The following is a 21,336-nucleotide window of genomic DNA, read 5'->3' as shown; positions in this document are numbered from 1 at the left end:
TTCAGCGTCGGCGCAGGTCCGCGACGCGGGCGCGGTCCGCGGCCGTCGGCGCTTCACCGCCGAGCACGGCGGCCGTACGCAGCCCGGGGGCCGGGACCTGACCGCGCCGCTGGCCTGGCAGGGGCACGTCCCGGCGCTGCTGGCGCGCCGGGACCTGGTCACCCCCCGGGCTTCCCGACGCCCCGGCCACGGCGATCTGCACCCCCTGGTCGGCCAGGGCCTGGAGTTCGGTGCCGGCCCGGTCGTCGTGGGCCGGGGGCTCGTCGGTGACCAGGCGGGTGATGACGTCGGTCGGCACCGTCTGGAACATCGTGTCCGTACCCAGCTTGGTGTGGTCGGCCAGCACCACGACCTCCGCCGCGGCCTGCACCAGTGCGCGGTCGACGGACGCCGACAGCATGTTGGACGTGGACAGTCCCCGTTCGGCGGTCAGACCGCTGCCGGAGAGGAATGCCTTGGAGACCCTGAGCCCTTGCAGCGACTGCTCGGCACCGGAGCCGACGAGGGCGTAGTTGGAACCGCGCAGGGTACCGCCGGTCATCACGACCTCCACGCGGTTGGCGTGCGCCAGCGCCTGGGCGACCAGCAGCGAGTTGGTGACGACGGTCAGTCCGGGCACCCGGGCGAGCCGACGGGCCAGCTCCTGCGTGGTGGTCCCGGCGCCGACCACGATGGCCTCGCCCTCTTCGACGAGTCCTGCGGCGAGATCGGCGATGGCCGTCTTCTCGGCGGTCGCGAGATGTGATTTCTGCGGAAAGCCGGACTCCCGCGTGAATCCGCCCGGCAATACCGCACCGCCGTGCCGGCGGTCTAGGAGTCCTTCTGCCTCCAGTGCGCGCACGTCCCGTCGTACGGTCACTTCGGAGGTCTGGACGACGCGGGCGAGTTCACGGAGCGACACGGCTCCGTTCGCTCGCACCATTTCAAGGATCAATTGGCGACGTTCTGCAGCGAACACGAAACTGACAGTAACCCCAACGACCGTCTGCTTTCAGCAGTTTGCGCCGAATAACAGAAGTTGTTCGCAACACAGGTCGCGAGGTGGTATAAGCCCTGTCAGCACCGACTATGCCGTACGCATGTCCGCCAACTCCCCGTGACCAGCGGGGAGTCGGGCCGCCCGGCGTCAGCCCTCGCCGGTCTCCTTGCGGGTGTGGAGCTGGCGGGCCACCTCGGCGATCGAACCCGAAAGTGACGGGTACACCGTGAAGGCGTTCGCGATCTGCTCGACCGTCAGATTGTTGTCGACGGCGATCGAGATGGGATGGATCAGCTCCGAGGCGCGCGGCGCCACCACCACACCGCCCACCACGATGCCGGTGCCGGGGCGGCAGAAGATCTTGACGAAGCCGTCCCTGATGCCCTGCATCTTGGCGCGCGGGTTGCGCAGCAGCGGGAGTTTCACGGCTCGGGCGTCGATCTTGCCGGCGTCGACGTCGGCCTGGGTGTAGCCGACGGTGGCGATCTCCGGGTCGGTGAAGACGTTGGAGGAGACCGTCTTCAGGTCCAGCGGGGCCACCGCGTCGCCCAGGAAGTGGTACATGGCGATCCGCCCCTGCATGGCGGCGACGGAGGCGAGGGCGAAGACGCCCGTGACGTCACCGGCCGCGTACACGCCGGGGGCGGTCGTGCGGGACACCTTGTCGGTCCAGATGTGCCCGGACTCGCTCAGTTTGACGCCCGCCCCCTCCAGGCCGAGTCCGGCGCTGTTCGGGATGGCGCCGACGGCCATCAGGCAGTGGGTGCCGCTGATGACCCGGCCGTCCGCGAGGGTGACCTCGACGACGTCGCCGACCCGCTTGGCGGCGGCGGCGCGGGAGCGGGCCAGGACGTTCATGCCGCGGCGGCGGAAGACGTCCTCCAGGACGGCGGCGGCGTCCGGGTCCTCGCCGGGCAGCACCCGGTCGCGGGAGGAGACGAGGGTGACCCGGGAACCGAGGGCCTGGTAGGCGCCGGCGAACTCGGCGCCGGTGACGCCGGAACCGACCACGATCAGTTCCTTCGGCAGTTCGGTGAGGTCGTAGACCTGGGTCCAGTTCAGGATGCGCTCGCCGTCGGGCCGGGCGTCGGGCAGCTCGCGCGGGTGACCGCCGGTCGCGATGAGCACGGCGTCCGCGGTGAGCGTCTCCTCGCTGCCGTCGGCGGCGGTGACGACGACCTTGCGGGAGCCGTCGAGGGCCTGCATGCCCTCAAGGCGGCCCCGGCCGCGCATGACCCGGGCGCCGGCCCGGGTGACGGACGCGGTGATGTCGTGGGACTGGGCGAGCGCGAGCCGCTTGACCCGGCGGTTGACCTTGCCGAGGTCGACGCCGACCACCCGGGCGGCCTGTTCCAGCGGCGGGGTGTCGTCGGCGACGATGATCCCCAGCTCCTCGTAGGAGGAGTCGAAGGTGGTCATCACCTCGGCGGTGGCGATCAGGGTCTTGGACGGCACGCAGTCGGTCAGCACCGACGCGCCGCCCAGGCCGTCGCAGTCGACGACGGTCACCTCCGCGCCGAGCTGCGCGGCCACCAGCGCCGCTTCGTATCCGCCGGGTCCGCCACCGATGATCACGATCCGAGTCACGTACCCCATTGTTCCGCACCCATCAAAGGAGTACGGGCCGGGGGCGGCGGTGGTGTGCGTTCCGTTATCTGGGGCGCGGTGGTACGGGGCGGAGGGGGACGGCCCGCGGGGAGGCGACCGCTCCGCGCCCGGCCCGGCTGCGGGCGGCACCGAGCGACGACATCATGCACGGAAGCCTACGGTCCGGCGGCCGAGGGACGTCATCCACCGGTTCACGGGCGTCATGGGGCGCGCGCGGGTCGAAGAAAGCATCAGAAACAGGTACAGAAGGGACACCCGGGACTCGCGGGACGGATGTTTCCGCTGCCGTACCCTCGACCCATGTCGCTCTATGCCGCATACGCCGGCAATCTCGACGCGCGGCTGATGTCCCGCCGCGCCCCGCACTCGCCGCTGCGCGCCACCGGCTGGCTGAACGGCTGGCGGCTGACCTTCGGCGGCGAGCAACTCGGCTGGGAGGGTGCGCTGGCGACGATCGTCGAGGATCCGCTGTGCCAGGTCTTCGTCGGCCTGTACGACATCGCGCCCATGGACGAGGAGCCCATGGACCGGTGGGAGGGCGTGGGGCTCGGCATCTACCGGCGGCTGCGGCTGAGGGCGCACACGCTGGACGGGGAGGAGATGGCGTGGGGGTACGTGCTCAACGGGTACGAGGGCGGGCTGCCCGCGGCCCGCTATCTGGGTGAGATCGCCGACGCGGCGGAGTCCGCGGGCGCGCCCCACGACTACGTGATGGAGCTGCGGAAACGCCCGTGCTGAGGGCGGACCGCACGGTCCGGCTCGCGCAGAACATCCGGCTCGCCCAGGACAGCCGACCCGCCCAGGACAGCTGACTCGCCCAGGGCATCTGGCGGAGTACACGGTCAGCCGCGGACGTCCGCCGGTCTGCGTCGTCGGCGTGTTCGGCGCGTTCGGCGTGTTCGGCGTGTTCGGCGTGTTCGGCGTGTTCGGCGTGTACGACGTCCGCGTGCTCGGCGTGTTCGGCGTGTTCGGCGACGAGGGCGTCCTCGTCACGGGCGTCCGAGCCGCCCCGCACAGTGTTTTCGTTGGAAACGACAAGACAACGATCGCCATTCTCACGCACCCTTCATCTACGCGCGTAGGCCCGAACCGGCTACCCTCGTCCGCGTGAACGCATCTCTTCCTACGGACGACATCCAGGGCGACCCGCACGCCGCCGCCGACGCCGCCGCCACGCGCCTGCGTGAACTCACCGGCGCCGAGACCCACGACGTCGTCCTCGTGATGGGCTCCGGCTGGGGTCCCGCCGTCGCCGCCCTGGGCGCTCCCGACGCCGAGTTCCCGGTCACCGAACTGCCCGGCTTCCCGCCGCCGGCGGTCGCGGGACACAGCGGCAAGGTCCTCTCGTACGCCGTCGGGAACCGGCGGGCGCTGGTCTTCCTGGGCCGTACCCACTACTACGAGGGCCGGGGCGTGGCCGCCGTGGCGCACGGGGTGCGCACGGCCGTCGCGGCGGGCTGCAAGACGGTGGTGCTCACCAACGGCTGCGGCGGGCTGCGCGAGGGCATGCGGCCGGGGCAGCCGGTGCTGATCAGCGACCACATCAACCTGACGGCGGCCTCCCCGATCGTCGGAGCGAACTTCGTCGACCTGACCGATCTGTACTCGCCCCGGCTACGGGCCCTGTGCAAGGAGATCGACCCGACTCTGGAGGAAGGGGTCTACGCGCAGTTCCCCGGCCCGCACTACGAGACGCCGGCCGAGATCCGGATGGCCCGGGTGATCGGGGCGGACCTGGTGGGGATGTCGACGGCCCTGGAGGCCATCGCGGCGCGCGAGGCGGGCGCCGAGGTGCTGGGCGTCTCGCTGGTGACGAACCTCGCGGCGGGCATGACCGGGGAACCCCTCAACCACGAGGAGGTCCTCCAGGCCGGCCGGGACAGCGCGACCCGGATGGGTTCGCTGCTGACGCAGGTGCTGGGCCGGCTGTAGGGCGGCAGGAGCGGGTCGCGGCGGGCGTCCGGGGCGGGCGGGGCCCCGGACGCCCGCCGCGGCCCGCACGCCCCCGTCGGCAAGACGCCCCCGGCTCGCCGAGCGGGGGTACCCCGATGTGCCGGACCCGTTCGACCGGCATGCACGAGCAACGGAGGTTGACCGACCGTGCACGACGAACTCCTCGCGCGGGCCCGAGCGTGGCTGGCCGAGGACCCCGACCCGGACACCCGCGCGGAACTCGCCCGGCTCATCGACGCCGGTGACCACGCGGAGCTGGCCGCCCGCTTCAGCGGCACCCTCCAGTTCGGCACCGCTGGCCTGCGCGGAGAGCTGGGCGCCGGTCCGCAGCGGATGAACCGCTCGGTCGTCATCCGTGCCGCCGCCGGTCTCGCCGCGTACCTGAAGAAGCAGGGCCGAACCGGCGGGCTCGTCGTCATCGGCTACGACGCCCGGCACAAGTCCGCCGACTTCGCCCGCGACACCGCGGCCGTGGTGACCGGCGCCGGGCTGCGCGCGGCCGTGCTGCCGCGGCCCCTGCCCACCCCCGTCCTCGCCTTCGCGATCCGGCACCTGGGCGCCGTCGCCGGCGTGGAGGTCACCGCCAGCCACAACCCGCCCCGGGACAACGGCTACAAGGTGTACCTGGGGGACGGCTCGCAGATCGTGCCGCCCGCCGACAGCGGGATCGCCGCCGAGATCGACGCGATCGTCTCCCTCGCGGACGTCCCGCGCCCCGAGGCGGGCTGGGAGATCCTCGACGACTCCGTCCTGGACGCCTATCTGGCCCGTACGGCCGCCGTGCTCACCGACGGCTCGCCGCGCACCGCGCGCACCGTCCACACGGCCCTGCACGGCGTCGGCACCGAGGTGCTGTGCGCCGCCTTCGCCCGCGCCGGTTTCCCGGCCCCCGTCCTCGTCGCCGAACAGGCGGAGCCCGACCCGGACTTCCCGACGGTCGCCTTCCCCAACCCGGAGGAGCCCGGCGCGATGGACCTGGCCTTCGCCGCGGCCCGCGCGAGCGAACCGGACCTGGTCATCGCCAACGACCCGGACGCCGACCGGCTCGCCGTCGCCGTCCGGGACGGCGGCGCGTGGCGCATGCTGCGCGGTGACGAGGTCGGCGCCCTGCTGGCCGCGCACCTGGTACGGCACGGCGCCACCGGCACCTTCGCCGAGTCCATCGTGTCCTCCTCGCTGCTCGGCAGGATCGCCGGGCGGGCCGGGCTGCCGTACGAGGAGACCCTGACCGGGTTCAAGTGGATCGCCCGGGTGGCCGGTCTGCGCTACGGCTACGAAGAGGCCCTCGGCTACTGCGTCGACCCGGAGGGCGTGCGGGACAAGGACGGCATCACCGCCGCCCTGCTCGTCGCGGAACTGGCCTCGGAACTCAAGGAGCAGGGGCGGACCCTGCCGGACCTCCTCGACGACCTGGCCGTGGAGCACGGGCTGCACGCCACCGACCAGCTCTCGGTCCGGGTGCGGGACCTGTCGGTCATCGCCGACGCCATGGCGCGGCTGCGCGCGCACCCGCCGACCGGTCTCGGCGGCCTCGCCGTCACCCGGGCCGAGGACCTGTCCCGGGGCACGGACCGGCTGCCGCCCACCGACGGCCTGCGGTACACCCTGGACGGCGCCCGGATCGTCGTACGGCCCAGCGGCACGGAGCCCAAGCTGAAGTGCTACCTGGAGGTCGTCGTCCCGGTCGCCGACCGCGCCGGGCTGCCGGACGCCCGTGCCCGCGCGGCCGGGCTGCTGGCCGGTCTCAAGCGGGACCTGTCCGCGGCCGCCGGCATCTGAGGCACCGGTCGTCCCTTTCGGGGTGCGCCGGGGACCGGGGGGCACCCCAAAGGGTGATTTCGGGGCTACGGCTGCTGCACCGGCCGCACTCCGGCGCGCTCTGCGGGAACGGTGAACCGTACCGCCGCCCGCCGAGTACTGGAGCCGCCGCGTGTCCTCCACCGCCCCCGAAACCGCCCCCAGCGGACACATCCCGGGCACCCGGCGGCCCCCCGTCCCGGCCGGCGCGCCCTCCCGGGCGCTGCTGCGCGGGCTGCGGCGCGCGGCGCCGGCGCTGGCTGCCTTCCTCGCCGTGCACGTCGCGGGGCTGCTGTTCCTGGCCGTCTGGGCGCACGAGCGGGGGCGCGGCGTGTGGCCGATGCTGGCGACGGAGTGGGACTCCCGCTGGTACCTGGGGATCGCCGGCCACGGGTACACGCACGAGCTGGGCGTCGCGTTCGACCACAACAACCTGGCGTTCTTCCCGCTCTACCCGCTGCTGGTGCGGGCCGTCGCCGTCGTCACGCCGGGCAGCCTCGCCAGCACCGGGCTGGGGATCGCCGTGCTGGCGTCGCTGGTCGCGGCCTGGGGTGTGTTCGCCGTCGGTGACCGGCTGGCCGGGCGGACGGCCGGGTTCCTGCTCACCACGCTGTGGGCGGCGCTGCCGGTCGGCCTGGTGGAGTGGATGGGGTACACCGAGTCGCTGTTCACGGCCTTCGCGGCGTGGACGCTGGTCGCGATCCTCGACGAGCGCTGGCTGTGGGCGGCCGCGGGCGCGTGTCTGGCCGGGCTGACCCGGCCCACCGGGATCGCGCTGGCCGCCGCGGTCTCCGTGGCCGCCCTGCTCTCGCTGCGCCGCCGGTTCTCGGGCCGGGCCCTGGCCGCCGCGCTGCTGGCTCCGGCCGGCTGGTGCGCGTACCTCGGCTGGGTGGGGCTGCGGCTCGGCCGCTGGGACGGCTACTTCGCCGTGCAGCGGATGTGGCACAACGAGCTGGACGGCGGCCACGAGACCCTGCGCCGGCTGCGCGAGCTGTTCAGCCACCAGTCGCGGCCGGAGCTGTTCCTGATCGTGGTCACCCTGACGATGCTGGTGTCGGTGGTGCTGTTCGCGCTGACGGTGTGGGACCGGCAGCCGCTGCCGCTGCTGGTGTTCACCGGGGTGCTGCTGGTGATCGTCCTGTTCAGCGGCGGCGTGTACTTCCCGCGCGCCCGCTTCCTGCTGCCCGGTTTCCCGCTGCTGCTGCCGCTGGCCGTGCATCTGGCACGGGCCTCCGACCGGTACCGGGCGCTGGTGCTGGCGACGGCCGTGGCGGGTTCGGCGTACTGCGGCGCGTACATGCTGCTGGTGTGGCCGAGCGCGCCCTGATCCACGGCAGGGGCGGGGGCGGGGCCGCGGCGGGGCCGCCGACGGGCCGGGTTTCGCCCGGGTGGCCGAGTCCCGGCGCTCCGGAGCCACGGCGTCCGCCGGACACGCTCGGGCCCTCGTCCTGCCGCGCCCCGGCCGCTCGCCGGCGCGGCCGACGCGGCCGGGCCGGACACCGCGGGCTCAGAGGCGTACGAGGTAGCTGAAACCGGTGTCAGGACCCACGCAAGACTGAAGGGTCAGGTCCCCCCAGTACAGGCCCGCGGCGGGGGCGCCCCGGCCGGGGGTGAGGTAGCTGGCGTACACCTCGTAGGTCCAGGTCCCGTGGACGGTGCTGAGCGTGATCCGGGTGCCCTTCGGCAGCGTGGCGAAGCGGTCGAAGCCGTTGCAGTAGTCGTGGCCGACGATCACCACGGTGCTCATCTCGTACCCGTCCTCGGTGCCGACCTCCGGTCCGGTCCACTGCACGGCGTCCCGGCAGGCGTCCACCTCGTCCTGGCCGCCGCGCATGACGTACGAGGACCAGTCGCCGATCCGCAGAACGGCACGGCCCGGTGTCGGGGCCGGGCCGGCGGCGGCGCGCTTCGGGGCGGTGGACGGCGACGGCGACCGGGAGGGCGGCCGGGAGAGGTCGGGGCCCTTGGTCCGGCCGGTGGCGGCGGGGGCCGGCACCGGGGGTGTGCGGGTGCCGGCCGGGTCCGGTGCGGGCGGGCGCGCGCTGCCGGTGGGACGCGTCGGGCGCGGGGCGGGCACGGACCCGGTGGCGGGCGCGGTCGGGGCCGGCCCGCTCCGCCGGCCGGCAGCGCCGGAGGCGTCGGCGGAGGCGTCGGCGGCGAGGCCCGGCGGGACGCCGGTGGCCTGCGCCCGCGCGGCCGGGACCCCGGGCGGGCTGCCGCCCTGGCCGCAGGCCGCGAGCGGGACGGCGGCGAGCAGCCCGGCCAGCGCCAGCAGGACGGGACGGCGCCGGGTGCGGGAGGTACGACGGTGCGGGCCCGTCACCCGAACCGTCCGTTCACGTAGTCGGAGGTCCGCTCGTCCCGCGGGGCGTTGAACATCGCGTCCGTGTCCCCGTGTTCGACGATCACGCCGGGCGTGCCGTGCGAGGCGAGGAAGAAGGCGCAGCTGTCCGAGACGCGGGCGGCCTGCTGCATGTTGTGGGTGACGATGACGATGGTGACCTCGGACTTGAGTTCCGCGATGGTCTCCTCGATGCGCCGGGTGGAGGTCGGGTCGAGGGCCGAGCAGGGCTCGTCCATGAGCAGCACCCGGGGGCGCACCGCCAGCGACCGGGCGATGCACAGGCGCTGCTGCTGTCCGCCGGAGAGCGCGCCGCCGGGCTGCCGGAGCCGGTCCTTCACCTCCTTCCACAGGCCCGCCTTGGTGAGGCACTCCTCGACCAGGTCGTCCTTGCCGTCGCGGGTGGCCCTGATGGCGTTGAGCTTGAGGCCGGCCAGCACGTTGTCGTAGATCGACATGGCCGGGAAGGGGTTGGGCTTCTGGAAGACCATGCCGATCTGGCGGCGGGCGTGGGTGATGCGCCGCCCGCGGTCGTAGATGTCCTCCTCGTCGAGCAGCACCCGGCCGGCCAGCGAGGCCGTGCCGATCAGCTCGTGCATGCGGTTGAGGATGCGCAGGAAGGTCGACTTGCCGCAGCCGGAGGGGCCGATGAGCGCGGTGACCTCGCGGGCGGGCATGGTGAGCGAGACCCGGTCGAGGACCTTGTGGTCGCCGAACCAGGCGGAGACGGAGTCGGCCCGCAGGGTGGCGGGACCGTCGGCGAAGAGGGTGCCGGTGGCGCGGCGGCCTCCGGCGGCCTCCCTGACGGGCGGCTGGACGGCGGTGTCGACGAGGTCGGGGTTCTCGGTGGTGGACATGTCCTGGTGTCACCTTCCGTGCGGGGTGCGGTGGTTGGTCCGGTGGTTCAGAGCAGGTTCGGCAGGAGCGCCGTGATGGCCTGGGAGTCGGCGAGGCCGAGGGCGAGCAGCAGCGGGCCCGCGCAGATCCAGGTCTGCCAGCGGCCCCAGACGCGGAAGGAGAACACCGCGAGCAGCGCGGCGATCAGCAGGCCCTGCGTCCACAGGAAGACGGCGAGCCAGGCGCCGGAGTCGGTGCCGAGCGCCTGTTCGGAATCGGCGATCCAGCCCGACTGGAGGTCACGCGGCGGGTTGGGCTGCACCGGCGTGATCAGCTTGGCGTCGACGCGGATCACCCCGCTCGGTGTGTACGGCGCTCCGGTCGCGGTGATGAGGGTGAGCCGTCCCTGTCCCCCGGTGACCGGGGCGGGCAGTTCGTCGCCGGCCCGGCGGACGCCCGTGACCTCGTAGACCGACTTGCCCTGGCCGGTGGTGATCTCGATACGGGATCCGACGGGCAGCTTGTGCAGGTCGAGGAAGGGGCTGCCGTACGCCCACTGGCGGCCCATGACGACCGACGTGCCGGCCTGTCCGGGCAGCGGGGTGTCCCGGCGGTGGCCCGGTCCGGCCATCAGCACCTCGGAGGTGGTGCCCTCCGCGACGACCTCGTTGAGGCCGAGGGCCGGGATCTTCAGCAGCGCCACGGGCGCACCTGGCTCCAGGAGCTTGCCCTCGTAGTCGCGCTGGCCCACCGGCGCGGTGCCCAGGGCGAGTTCTCTGCGCAGTTCGTCGTAGGCCGTCTGCTGGTCACGGGCGTGCTGGAGGTGCCCGACGATCGTGAGGTTCGCGGCGAAGCCGAGGAGCACGGCGGCGAGAACGCACAGGGCCGCCCCGGCGAGTGCGAGCCCGGGGCGGGCGGGGGGCCGCGGGGTTTCCTGGCGCGGCTCTCGTGCGGTCGGGGGCGGTGGTGGTGCGGGCGGGCCGTCGGTGGGCGCCGACGCGTCGGCCGGGGGCGGGGCGAGCGTGGTCACGGGGTGCGCTCCTCGAAGCGGGACGGTTTCCTTCGTACGAGGCCACTCGTCCGGCGTGTCTCGTACGACGGTTTCGTACGGCGGTTTCGTACGGCGGTTTCGTACGGCGGTTTCGTACGGCGGTTTCGTACGGCGGTTTCGTACGGCGGTTTCGTACGGCGGTTTCGTACGGCGGATCTCGTACGACGGGTTGCCAACGACGGGTTTCGTACGGCGGGCCTCTCGTACGACGTGTTGCGTACGAGGGGTCTCGTACGGCGGCCGGACGGGCGGGCCCGGGGGCGCATCGGTGCGCGCCCCCGGACCGCCCGGCCGGTCAGTGGTGCTGCGGGGTGTCGCCGCCGAAGGTCAGCAGGCCCTTGCGGCGCATGTGGAGCACGAGCGCCGAACCCGCGGAGAGCAGCGCGAGCGAGGCCAGGCCGATCGCGCCGACCTGGGCGCCGGTGGACGCCATGGAGCCGCCGCCGCCGCTGCCGCTGCCGCCGCTGTCACCGCCGGACAGGCCACCCGTGCCGGTACCGCCGTTGCCGGTGCCGCCGGTGTCCGTGCCGCCGGTGTCCGTGGCGGACGGGCTGGGCTCGGGGGACTCGGTGGAGCCGGCACCGGTCGTGAAGGCGAAGTCGACGCTGTGCCCGTCGGTCTTGTCCTCGGCGAGCGTGAGGGTGTGGTCGCCGTCGGCGATGTCCTTCGGGACGGTGAACTCGTACTTGTCGACGGTCCCGGCGGCGTTCGCCTTGGCGTCCTCGAAGGTCGCCTCGCTGTCGGCGAGGGTGACCTTGACCGCGGCGTCCTTGGTGTAGCCGCGGGCGGTGATCTTCACGGTCTGGCCGGGTTCGAGGTCGGGGTTGACGTCGAGGGCTTTGCCGTCCGCGTCGGTCACGTCGAGGTCGGGGTTCTGGGACGGGGGTGGGGAGGAGGCTTCGTCGGTGCTGATGAAGGTGAAGCTCGCCCGGTTGTTGTTCGAGCCGCCTTCGGCGAAATACAGGTCCGTTTCACCGGGGATAGTGCGGTCGGGAACCGTGAACGCGTAGTCGACGACCGCTCCGTCGGAGTTCGCGGTCGCGTCCGGGAAGGTCGCGTCGGACACCTCCTGGCTCACCTTGACCGTGGACCCGGGGGTGAAGCCCTGGACGGTGATCTTCGCGGACTGGCCGATGGCGAGGGTCGGCTTGTCCCCGAGGGGGGCGCCGTTGGTGTCCTTGGCGGTGACGAGGTACGTGATGCCCGCATCATCACCACCCGTCGCGTCGGTGTAGGCATCGAGGTCGGAGGTCGTGAAGACGGCCGTGTAGGTGTAGGCGCCGCCGATGGCCGGTGCCTTGACGGTGAGTTCGGCCTTGCCGCCGGTCACCGGCGCGGTTCCGAGCGAGGTGTCACCCTTCTTGAATTCCACCGAGCCCGGGGCGCCTGAGGGTGTCACCGTCGCGGTGAGTTTGAGATCGCCGTTGACGGGGACGCCGTCGGGCGCGTCCAGGGCGACGGTCGTGGGCTGCTGCTGGAGCTGGGTCCAGGTATCACCCGCGACGCGGACCTTGGCAAGGAACCGAGCGACGAGCGGGTTGTTGACTCCGGCCCTGCACAGAAGAGCAAGCGTGTATGTGCCATCCAGTGACGGTGAGGTGACATAGGTTCTCAGCGCCGTCTCCAGGCTCACCGGGCCCGGGAGGATGGGCGACTTGAGGTTCACAGTGAAGGCGTCCGTGCCGTTCGGTATCTTCGCCGTGGCCTGGGCCACAGCTGGCCCGTCGCTGTCGTTCTGCGGATTGAGAACGTAGAGCCAGGGCTGGTTCCCGCTCTGTCCGCTCGCCGGGTCCGGGCAGCCCGTGCTCGATGTCGCGGACGTGGCCATTAGAGGGTCGGAGATCTTCCCCGTGGCCGGGCTGAGGGTGAACGAGCCGAGGTTGGTCCCCGCGGCGTTGGCACTGCCTGCGAAGGCGACGATCCCGGCCAGGGTGGCGCACAGCAGCGCGAAGCATGACAGCAGTGCCACGGGTGATCTGAGTTGTGCCAGACGATGGTTCATGTGGTGCTCCCCCCAAGGGGTTTCGGTTGCGGATGGATCCGGCTCAGTTCTCGCCCGTGAGGACGGTGCTGCCACAGCCGGGGATGGTGGTGAATGCGTACTCCGTGATCGTTGCCGTGGCTTGGCAGACCTTGGAGTTCTGCCTGACGAAGGTGGCGGCCATGACGGGGTCGGTCAGCCTGGCGGTCGAAACCGCGTTGTAGACGTTACGGCTGTAGGCGCCGCCGTCGATCGCGCCCAGAACGGTGTCACCGTGCACGTCGTCGATCAGACCCTTGACCTGGGAGACCCACTTCGCCACCGGGTACGGGGCGAGGTCCGAGCCCAAGGTGAGCGCCTCACCGTTGTGATCCTGCGTCTCGCGGACGCAGTCACCCAGGGCCGGGTTGCCGATCTGGCCGAGGAAGAAGCCACGGGTATCGGAACCGCTCTGGGAAATGAGCGGGGTGACGGGATGTTCCTGGCCGTCGGCACCGGTCAGCGTGGTCAGCGTGGTCTTGGTGCACGCGTAGACGGCACGCAGGTCGGCCGTGGAGACGTTCACGTCGGCCAGCGGGCCGTCCTCGCAGGCCGCGACCGTGACCCTGTGCGACGCGAACGAAATCCAGTTCAGGTCCGTACCGGCGGTCTGAGGGCCGCGCGAGGAGCTGACGAAGTCCAGACAGCGCGTGTCGTTGTCGATCGCGTTGTTCAGCGCGGCGATACCGGCCCACGAGCCGTTCGGACGGGCGATCTCGCAGCCGTCCGGGCGGGTCTTGATGGTCGTGGAGCCGGTCGCGTCGTACGACGCGATCAGCAGGCCGCCGTCGATCGAGTCGGCCAGGCCGTTGAGGACGTCCTCGGTCGTGTCGTCAGCGACGCCGACAAGCTCACGGTAGACGCAGGGGGCCGGGTCGGCCGAGGCGAAGGGGGCCATGACACTGAGACCCAGGGCGGCGGCACCGGCGGAAGCACGGGACTTGACGTTCACTTCTGCTCTCCTCACTACAGACGAATACGCCGCCGGACTGGGCACCCACCGGGTGCCCGGATGTTGCACGGGGTTACTGCGCGGTGGTCAGTTCTCACCCTTGAGGAAGACGTCGCCGCAGTCGGAGGCGGTGCCGAAGCTGAACCTCGTGATCGTGGCCGTGGCCTGGCAGACCTTGGAGCCCGAGCCGACGAAGGTGGCGGCGATGGTGGGGTCGGTCAGCTTGGCGGTCGAAACCACGTTGTAGACGGGGAAGGAGTACTGGCCGCCGTCGATCGTGCCCAGGACGGTGTCACCGTGCAGGTCCTCGATCAGACCGCGCGTCTGCGAGATCCACTTCGCCACCGAGTACGGGGCGATGTCGCCCACGGTGTCCAGCGCCTTGCCGTCGCTCGCCTGCGTCGTGCCGACGCACGAGCCCAGGGTCGGGTTGCCGATCATGTTCAGGAAGACGGTGCGGAGGCCCGAACCGGACGGCGGCAACTTGGGCTCAAGGGTGGTGTGGTTGAGCTGCGTCAGCGTGCACGCGTAGATGGACCTCAGCTGGGTCACGGTGAGGTCCAGACCGTCGGAGTCGTTCAGCAGGCTGTCCTGGCGGACCGCCATGGTCAGCTTGTCCGTCGCGAACGGGATCCAGGTCAGGTTCGGGCCCCAGTTCTGAGGGCCGCGCGAGGAGCGGGCGAAGTCCAGGCAGCCGGTCTTGCTGTCGATGTCGTTGTTCAGCGCGGTGATGCCGGCCGACGAATCGTTCGGACGGTCGATCTCACAGCCGGCCGCGCGGGTCTTGATCTTGGCCGAACCGTAGATGGTTGCGTCGTACGACGCGATCAGCGAGCCACCGTCGACGTCGTTGCCCAGGCCGCTGAGGACGTCCTCGGTCGTGTCGGAACCGACACCGGCGAGGACACGGTAGACACCGGGGGCCGGGTCGGCCGAGGCGACGGGGGCCATGACACTGAGACCCAGGGCGGCGGCACCGACAACGGCACCGGCGAAAGCACGGGACTTGACGTTCACTTCTGCTCTCCTCACTACAGACGAATACGCCGCCGGGCCGGGCACCCACTGGGTGCCCGGCCGTTGTGCGGGGTTACTGCGCGGTGATCAGTTCTCGCCCTTGATGGAGGTGTCGCCGCAAGGGATGGAGGGGGTGGCGCCGAAACCGAACTTCGTGATCGTGGCCGAGTCCTGGCAGACCTTGGAGCCCGAGCCGACGAAGGTGGCGGCGATGGTGGGGTCGCTCAGTTTGGCGGTCGGAACCACGTTGTAGACGTCACGGCTGTAGGCGCCGCCGTCGATCGCGCCCAGGACGGTGGCACCGTGCACGTCGTCGATCAGACCCTTGACCTGGGAGGTCCACTTCGCCACCGAGTACGGGGCGATGTCGGAGCCCTGGGTGAGCGCCTCACCGTTGTGCTCCTGCATCTCGTGGACGCAGGAACCCAGGGTCGGGTTGCCGATCTGGGTGAGGAAGAAGCTACGGGTACCGGAACCGCTCTGGGGGATCAGCGGGGTCACGGGGCGGGCGACACCGTTGACGGTCACCGTCGTCTTGGTGCACGCGTAGATGGCACGCAGGTCGGCCGTGGAGACGTTCAGGTTGGCCAGCGGGCCGTCCTCGCGGGTCGCGACCGTCAGCTTGTCCGACGCGAACGGGATCCAGGTCAGGTCCGTGCCGGCGGTGGCGACACCGCGCGAGGAGCGCGCGAAGTCCAGGCAGCCGGTCTTGCTGTCGATGTCGTTGTTCAGCGCGGTGATGCCGTTCGACGAGCCGTTCGGACGGTTGATCTCACAGCCGTTCAGGCGGGTCTTGATGGTCGGCGTGCCGGTCGCGTTGTACGACGCGATCGTCGCGCCACCGTTGACCGAATCGCCGAGGCCGTTGACGACGTCCTCGGTCGTGTCGGAGCCGACACCCGCGAGGACACGGTAGACGCCGGGGGCCGGGTCGGCCGAGGCGACGGGGGCCATGACGGTGAGACCCAGGGCGGCGGCACCGACGACGGCACCGGCGAAAGCACGGGACTTGACGTTCACTTCTGTTCTCCTCCGTGGAAACGGATTACGAGCATGGGACGGTCAAGCGGAATCCGGATTTTGCTGCTTTTACCGGCCCGTCGGCCGGCGGCTAAAAACTTTCCATGGATCCGCACCGGCGACCACCAATTCCATTCGCTCATCAGGTTACGAGACCATTTCCTAGGTGAATCCAAGGGAATCCACAGAACGGTGTACGGATTCCCCGGGACGGATTGCGTCCCGGGGAATCCGGATGCCGCCGAAAGGTCAGCCGCCACCGGCCGTCCGCCGGGCCGAGAGCCGGAGCATGACCGGGCCGGCGAGGGCCGCCACACCGCCCGCGATCAGAACGCCGAGCAGCACCCAGCGGATCAGTCCGAGCACCTCCGACGGCGTGAGTCCGCCGGAGGCGGCCACGTTCTGCTTGGCCGGATCGGTCTCGCTCGGCACGGGGGAGGGCGGGTTGCCGCCGGAGGCGCCGGCGCCGGCCGCGGTGCCCGCCGTCCCGGCTCCGGTGCCGCCGTCCGCGCCGCCGCCCGACACCCCGCCGCCGCCCGGTGAACCGTTGTCACCGGTGCCGCCGGCGTCACTGCCGCCGGAGGTGCCGCCGGAGGAGGACTCGCCGGAGTTCGACACGCCCTTCTCCAACCGGTCGGCCGCCTGCTTGGCCTGCTGGCGCAGGGCGGTGGTCAGCGGGACGTACCCGTAGGGCAGCCGGCCCCGCTCGGCGCCCTGGGTCTGGCCCTGGTCGGCCGCGTACCGGATCACCCGCGCGTAGTCCTGGCGCGCGTCCTTCGCCTGGTCCAGCGGGGCCGCCGCGTACACCAGGGCGGCCAGCGGATAGGCGCCGTCCTTCATCTCGGCGGGAGCGGGCTTCTTGACGCCGGCCACGTCCGAGTCGGGCATCTCGGCGACCGCCTTGAGCAGCGAGTCGTCGGTCGGTTGGACATAGTCCCCGTCGGCGTTCGGCAGAGCCGCGGTACCCAGCTGGTAGCGCACGGCGGACGGGTTGTCCACGACGCCCATCTGGCGCTGGTCCACCGGGGACGGCCGCCCGAGCTTCGTCAGGCTGGCGGTACTCGTGTTGGCCATGCACTCGTAGGCCGTGCCGATGTCACCCTGGCGGATCGCCACCGCCGCACTGTGCATGCTGTCCGCGTAGGGAACCACGTCAAGACCGCTGCGGTTCAGCGTCTGCGGGGCATTGGGGCCGCCGTTCTTGCAGGGGACGGCCGTGGCCGTGAGGTCCGCCTTCGGGAAGTAGTCCAGGGAGTCCGAGATCACCCCGTCCGCAAGGTACGCGGGGTTGACCTTCATGCCCCAGGGGTCCTTCTGCCCTTCGATGAACTTCCTCGCGTCCGGGTCCGCCAGAATGTAATTCCAGAGCATGCCGGCCGAGTCGGTGTTGTCATCGCTGACGACCAGTCCGATCGGCGATTGATAATCAGCTCCCACGAAATCGGGATTGAGCTTCTTGAATTCTGGATCCCCCCCGATGTACTCCGGATTTCCGGACAGGTAATCGGGCGTGCCTTCGATCCGTGGGAGCAGGCTACTGGCGTAGGACTGGGTGAGTACCTTGGCCAGCAGTCTCTGGTTGAGTTTCAGCTTTTTCAGCGGTACGTACTCGAAGGTCGACTTCTCGAACATCCAGACGAAGCCGATCGTCACGCCGGTGATCGCGGCAGGTGCGTGCACCACCTGGACCCCGCCCTCGGCCGACTCGACGGGATTCACCGTCATGGCGAGGCCCCCGGCGCCCGGTGTCGTGATGGCGGCACGCGCCTGCGGCTCACCTTGGGTGGCGTAGGTGAACCTGCTGTCTCCGGTCCTGCACAGTTGGCTCTGCCACGAGGTGACCGCGTCGGTCGCCAGTTCGGAGCCCATGATCGGGCGCTCCGACTGGTCCGCGGCGCAGTTCTGCTCGATCGGCTGGAAATCGAGGCGGAAGACGATCCGCTGGTCCCAGTTCGACTGGCTGAGCGCCGAGGTGACGGTCGCCTTGTTGGCCGCCGAGGAGCCGTCCGGCTCGTACTCGCCCCTGGGCACCACGACCAGCCAGCACGGCTCGATCTCGCCGCTCGCGTTCCTGCGCGCCCCGCACCCCAGGTACTCCGACTCGCCCGCGGACCTCAGCTCGAAGACCATCTCGCCCGATCCGTTGCCGTCGTTGGGTATCCACGAGACGGAATTGGTGTTTTCGGAGCTGAAGTAGGTGGTGTCGTACGCCCCCGAGGTCTCGGCCCCCGAGACCGGCCGGAAGGGCACGAAGGTGCCCGCACCGGCCGAGTCCTGCGGGAGACCGTCCGTCTCCGCGGGGTCGGTCGCGGGCGAGGCCAGTCGCAGGGAGCCCGGCGGCGTCCCCTTCTCCTGCCCGAACTCGCACTGCGTCCGGTCCGGCCCCTTCGCCGGATCGTCGCCCCAGCACTGCATGAACTGCATGAAGTTCAGCTTCTGCGCGTTCTTCGGCGCGGGCGCCCCGCCCGTCCACGACACCTTGACGCCCTGCCAGGTCAGGCCCTTCGTCTGGTGCACCGTGACCTTCAGCTTGGAGAAGTCGTCGTACTTCCCCTTCGTCCCGCCCTTGGTCACCGCCGAACTCCCGGTGGTGGCCGCCTGCGCCTGCTCCGCGCCCCTGGGCAGCGGCAGCACCGCGAGCAGCAGCGCGGACAGCAGGCAGATGACGCCCGCGTTCGCCCGCCGCCGCACCGGAGGTCTCCGTATCGTCAACCGTCCCATCACAGCTCTCCCTTGCGGCGCGAACGGGCTGCCAGCGCCCGCGCGGTGAGCGGTGGTCCCACGACCACCGCGACGAGCAGTACGGCCGACAGGGCCATCAGGGCGCCGCGCATCCCGAGGGTGTTGTCGGAGGCGAGGCTCACCGGGTTGGCGGCGACGGACGTGTCGCCGGTGCCGGTCCCGTCGCCGCTGACGACCTGGCCGGTGTCGGGGTCGACGACGCCACCGGAGGTACCGGCGGCAGCCGCGGCGCTCGCGGTGCTGTCGGGCTTCCCGTCACCGTTGGTGTCCGTACCGCCGGTGCTGCCGCCCGTGGCGGAGGAACCGCCGGAGGACGAGCCGCCGGACGACGAGCCGGAGCCGCCCGAGCCGCTACCGCCCTGCGCGCCCGGCTTCACCGGGGTGTCGGTGCCCGCGGCGCCCGCGGTACCGGTGGTGCACTGGGTGGACCCCTTCTTGTCGCAGCTCTTGGGGTAGGGAGCGTTCTTGATCAGGGTGTTGACGCCGCCCGAGAAGGTGGGGTTGCGGCAGTCGTTGATGTTGATGGAGGCGGTGGGCGCGCCCGGCACCTTGCGGAGCTGCTCGAAGCCCGCCTCGACGAGGTTCTTCGGCAGCGGTGAGTAGCCCAGCCGGTCCGCCTGCTGCTGGCCGTCGCAGAGGAAGTAACGGCCGAACGTGCCGAGGGAGTTGCCCTTGGCCTTGGTGAAGCCGGCCTCCTCCTTCGTCGGCAGGATCATGTAGCTGTAGCTGGACAGCGGGTAGGTACGGGGATCGCCGTAGGTGTAGACGTTGTCGAGTTTCTGCGTCAGGTAGTTGACGGAGCGCGAGTCCTGGTTGATCTCCGCCTTGGTCAGGGCGACCGCGACACTGGAGGCGGTCGGCTCGACGTAGTAGTCGGCCTTGTTGAGCACCTTGGCCACCGGGAAGTTGGCGTTCCTGGCGTAGGAGTACTCGACGTAGGTGATCGCGCCCTCGCCGGACGCCTGGCGGACGAAGCCGGCGACGTTGAGCGAGCTGGCCTTGGAGATCATCGCGGAGCCGCCGAGCAGCGGGTAGTTGGAGGTCATGCCGCAGTTGCCGCTACCGCGGCCGGTGCGGGAGCAGTAGTCGCCCCACAGGTCCGGGTACTCCTTGGACATCCACATGGTGAACTGGGCGCTGGTACCGGATCCGTCGGAGCGGACCACCGGTACGACCGGCGTGGGCGGCAGGTTCAGCCCCGGATTGTCCGCGGCGATCGCCCGGTCGTTCCAGCGGGTGATCCTGCCGGTGAAGATCTTGGTGATGACGTCGCCGGACAGCCGCAGGTTGGTGACCATCTTGCCGTTGATCTTGAGGTTGTACATGAACGCCGTACCACCGGCCACGATCGGCATGTAGGCGTAGCCACGCCTCGGCGGCACTTCCGTGACGCCCTGCTCCTTGAGGCCGTAGGGGATCTCGGAGACCGCGAAGTCGGTGGTGTTGTTCTTGAACTGCTCACGGCCCGGCGAGGAACCGTTGGCCGAGAAGTTGACCGTCAGGCCGTAGTTGGCCTTGACGTTGGTGATCCACTGCTGGAGGGCGTTGGAACTCCAGGTCGAACCGGAGCCGGTGATCTTGGCGTAGGTGGCCGCGCCGGCGGACGGCGTCTGGACGGCCAGCAGGACGCACAGCAATGACAGCACGGTGGCCGCCAGACGGAAACGAGTGGCGGGTTTCACGACGGACTCCCGGGTTCGGTACGGCGGACGGAGGGCGGGGTGGATGCGGGGGGCGCCGGGCGTTCGGCGAATCGACGCGCGTCACGCCGCGAGGCGAGTACGCGCCGGTGTTCCTGACGGCGGGACAGCCGGCCCGGTCCGCGGCCGCCGATGACGCGGGCCGCGACGAACAGCAGCAGCACCAACGCCAGCAGCAGGGCCGCCGTGCCGAAGCCGCGCGAGATCATCGTCGGCTCGGGCGACTTGACGAACTCGAAGGTGGCGAGCGGCAGGGAGACCATCGGGCCGTGCATCGGATCGAGGTTGAGTTCGTTCGTGAAGCCCGCGGTCAGCAGCACCGGGGAGGTCTCGCCGATGCCGCGCGCGGTACCGAGGATCACGGAGGTGGTCAGACCGGAACGACAGGTCGGCAGCACCACGTGCCAGACCGTGCGCCAGCGGCTCGTGCCCATCGCGTAGCTGGCCTCGCGCAGGGTGCCGGGCACCAGCCGGATGATGACGTCGGCGGCCCGGATGATGATCGGCAGCATCATCACCGAGAGGGCCAGGGCGGCGGCGAGTCCGGACTGGTCCAGGCCCAGACCCAGGATCGCGGTCGCGTAGATGAACAGACCGGCGACGATCGACGGCAGCGCGGTCATCGCCTCGACGATGGTGCGCACGAACCGGGCGAACGGACCGGGCACCTCGCTCAGGAACACCGCGCAGACCAGTCCGACCGGCACCGTGATGACCAGCGCGATCGTGATCATGATCAGGGTGCCGGCCGCCGCGTGCAGCGCCCCGCCCACGCCGAGCGGCTCCAGCGGGCCGGCCAGCTTCATGTCCTCGGTGAAGAAGTTCAGGTGCACGAGCGCGTTGCGGCCCTCGACGAGCGCGTAGAACACCACGAACGCGAGGATCGCCACGAGCAGCAGGCCCAGCGACCGCACGACCGCCGCCGCGATCCGGTCGACGATGGCGGGACCGTCCTCGTCGAAGGAGACCACCAGGGCGTAGATCAGGAGGAAGAAGCCGTACGCCATGACGACGAAGCCGACCGCGCCGTTGAACGGCAGCAGCCAGGCGAACAGCAGCCAGGTCAGCGACAGCGCGGCGCCGACGGCGCCGACCATCGCGTAGGTGTCGGTGGCACGCAACTGCGTCAGGACACGACGGCGCTCCCCGCCGGGTTCGGCGCTGCGGGCCGGGCCCGGCAGCGTGGTACGCGGGCGGCCGGTCGCCTGACGCGCACCGGGCGCTTCAGGGGCAACGGTCATGGTCGCTCATTCCTGTGTGGCGTAAGGGACTGCGGGCGCGCCGTGGGGGGTTGGCGGTGCGGGAGAAGGAGCCGCGGC

At 71.1% G+C, this 21,336-nt stretch carries 17 protein-coding genes; 5 read left to right on the top strand and 12 right to left on the bottom strand.

Features of this window, described 5'->3' with window-relative positions; translation table 11 throughout:
- Position 1: 1 nt before the first annotated feature.
- Positions 2-922 (bottom strand): DeoR/GlpR family DNA-binding transcription regulator, encoded by a 921-nt coding sequence (locus ACFC09_RS06110; protein WP_376524293.1) that lies wholly within the window; start codon positions 920-922, stop codon positions 2-4.
- 204 nt (positions 923-1,126) lie between these two features.
- A complete protein-coding gene (locus ACFC09_RS06105; protein ID WP_376524291.1) occupies positions 1,127-2,575 on the bottom strand; it encodes an NAD(P)H-quinone dehydrogenase in 1,449 nt (482 codons plus the stop codon).
- 312 nt (positions 2,576-2,887) lie between these two features.
- On the opposite strand from ACFC09_RS06105, the gene ACFC09_RS06100 reads away from it, so the two are divergent.
- From ACFC09_RS06100 to ACFC09_RS06080, 5 genes are all read left to right on the top strand, one after another.
- On the top strand, positions 2,888-3,325 hold the full coding sequence (locus ACFC09_RS06100) for a gamma-glutamylcyclotransferase (protein ID WP_376524289.1): 438 nt from the start codon (positions 2,888-2,890) through the stop codon (positions 3,323-3,325).
- Between the two features lie 139 nt (positions 3,326-3,464).
- On the top strand, positions 3,465-3,698 hold the full coding sequence (locus ACFC09_RS06095) for a hypothetical protein (RefSeq protein ID WP_376524288.1): 234 nt from the start codon (positions 3,465-3,467) through the stop codon (positions 3,696-3,698).
- Positions 3,695-4,519 (top strand): purine-nucleoside phosphorylase, encoded by an 825-nt coding sequence (locus ACFC09_RS06090; protein WP_376524286.1) that lies wholly within the window; start codon positions 3,695-3,697, stop codon positions 4,517-4,519. The genes ACFC09_RS06095 and ACFC09_RS06090 overlap by 4 nt, the downstream gene beginning before the upstream one ends.
- 168 nt (positions 4,520-4,687) lie before the next feature.
- On the top strand, positions 4,688-6,319 hold the full coding sequence (locus ACFC09_RS06085) for a phospho-sugar mutase (protein WP_376524284.1): 1,632 nt from the start codon (positions 4,688-4,690) through the stop codon (positions 6,317-6,319).
- A gap of 151 nt (positions 6,320-6,470) precedes the next feature.
- Positions 6,471-7,664: a hypothetical protein gene (locus tag ACFC09_RS06080; protein ID WP_376524283.1), complete on the top strand. Its 1,194-nt coding sequence runs from the start codon at positions 6,471-6,473 to the stop codon at positions 7,662-7,664.
- A gap of 180 nt (positions 7,665-7,844) precedes the next feature.
- Here the strand turns inward: ACFC09_RS06080 and ACFC09_RS06075 are convergent, their stop codons facing one another.
- The 10 genes from ACFC09_RS06075 to pstA form a co-directional block, all read right to left on the bottom strand.
- Complete coding sequence (locus ACFC09_RS06075) at positions 7,845-8,660, bottom strand: hypothetical protein (RefSeq protein WP_376524282.1); 816 nt, start codon at positions 8,658-8,660, stop codon at positions 7,845-7,847.
- A complete protein-coding gene (locus ACFC09_RS06070) occupies positions 8,657-9,535 on the bottom strand; it encodes a phosphate ABC transporter ATP-binding protein (RefSeq protein ID WP_376524280.1) in 879 nt (292 codons plus the stop codon). Before ACFC09_RS06070 ends, ACFC09_RS06075 begins: the two co-directional genes overlap by 4 nt.
- A 47-nt stretch (positions 9,536-9,582) precedes the next feature.
- Positions 9,583-10,545, bottom strand: coding sequence for a sortase (locus tag ACFC09_RS06065; RefSeq protein WP_376524279.1), 963 nt, complete (start codon positions 10,543-10,545; stop codon positions 9,583-9,585).
- Positions 10,546-10,861: 316 nt separating this feature from the next.
- Complete coding sequence (locus ACFC09_RS06060) at positions 10,862-12,568, bottom strand: hypothetical protein (protein ID WP_376524278.1); 1,707 nt, start codon at positions 12,566-12,568, stop codon at positions 10,862-10,864.
- Between the two features lie 43 nt (positions 12,569-12,611).
- The gene (locus ACFC09_RS06055) at positions 12,612-13,538 is read right to left on the bottom strand and encodes a hypothetical protein (protein ID WP_376524277.1); all 927 of its coding nucleotides are present in this window, start codon (positions 13,536-13,538) and stop codon (positions 12,612-12,614) included.
- An 87-nt stretch (positions 13,539-13,625) separates the two neighbouring features.
- Complete coding sequence (locus tag ACFC09_RS06050; RefSeq protein ID WP_376524275.1) at positions 13,626-14,555, bottom strand: hypothetical protein; 930 nt, start codon at positions 14,553-14,555, stop codon at positions 13,626-13,628.
- Between the two features lie 87 nt (positions 14,556-14,642).
- The gene (locus ACFC09_RS06045; RefSeq protein WP_376524274.1) at positions 14,643-15,575 is read right to left on the bottom strand and encodes a substrate-binding domain-containing protein; all 933 of its coding nucleotides are present in this window, start codon (positions 15,573-15,575) and stop codon (positions 14,643-14,645) included.
- A gap of 249 nt (positions 15,576-15,824) precedes the next feature.
- Positions 15,825-18,296: a hypothetical protein gene (locus ACFC09_RS06040; protein ID WP_376524273.1), complete on the bottom strand. Its 2,472-nt coding sequence runs from the start codon at positions 18,294-18,296 to the stop codon at positions 15,825-15,827.
- On the bottom strand, positions 18,296-19,999 hold the full coding sequence (pstS, locus tag ACFC09_RS06035; RefSeq protein ID WP_376524272.1) for a phosphate ABC transporter substrate-binding protein PstS: 1,704 nt from the start codon (positions 19,997-19,999) through the stop codon (positions 18,296-18,298). Before pstS ends, ACFC09_RS06040 begins: the two co-directional genes overlap by 1 nt.
- On the bottom strand, positions 19,996-21,258 hold the full coding sequence (pstA, locus tag ACFC09_RS06030) for a phosphate ABC transporter permease PstA (RefSeq protein ID WP_376524271.1): 1,263 nt from the start codon (positions 21,256-21,258) through the stop codon (positions 19,996-19,998). The genes pstS and pstA overlap by 4 nt, the downstream gene beginning before the upstream one ends.
- Positions 21,259-21,336 lie beyond the last annotated feature (78 nt).

This window comes from Streptomyces sp. NPDC056161, assembly GCF_042268025.1.
Taxonomy (GTDB): domain Bacteria; phylum Actinomycetota; class Actinomycetes; order Streptomycetales; family Streptomycetaceae; genus Streptomyces.
Note: the sequence above shows the minus strand (reverse complement) of the source record. Positions and strands in the feature narration are given on the sequence as shown.